Annotated in this window: 1 protein-coding gene; it reads left to right on the top strand. The window is 70.3% G+C overall.

What is annotated here, in order from left to right; genetic code table 11:
• Window positions 1-545: tRNA(Met) cytidine acetyltransferase TmcA domain-containing protein (locus tag QT222_RS04165; protein WP_491476403.1), on the top strand; the 545-nt coding region annotated here is incomplete at both ends.

Raw genomic sequence — 545 nt, 5'->3', positions numbered from 1 at the left:
GCTGGCGGGGGCGGCGGCCTACTCCTCCCCCCCCCCCCCTCCCTGGACGAGTGGTTTTCCCGCCGTGATTCGTTCGACGAGCGCCTCGCCGTCCCGCCGTTTACCGTCGATGACGTGGCCAGTCGCTTCCGCGGCCGATTCGCCTCGATTCTCCGTGACCATCCCGGCGTCGCGCTCGTCGACCTCGACGCCCAAACCGTCGAACGCGATGGGTCGTACAGTCAGGGTATCTCGTTCGATACGCCGGTTCCGTCGGTTCCCCGCGACCGCACCCTTCGATTCCCGCACCGCGCCTACGAGGACTGTCTCACCGCCGACCAGTCAGACGCCCTCGCCGCGCTCGAAGCCCTCAGGAAGTCGGAACAGGCGGTCGTCGTCGAAGCCGACCGGGGCCGCGGGAAAACGAGTGCAGCTGGCCTCGCCGCCGGGAGCCTCGCCGCCGAGGGGCGGGACGGGGGCGTGACCGCACCAAACAAACGAAACGCCGCCGGGGGGGTCGTCCCGGGCGGACGACCCCCTGCGAAACTCGACAAAATCGGCGCCGG

Source organism: Haloferax sp. s1, assembly GCF_058382125.1.
Note: the sequence above shows the minus strand (reverse complement) of the source record. Positions and strands in the feature narration are given on the sequence as shown.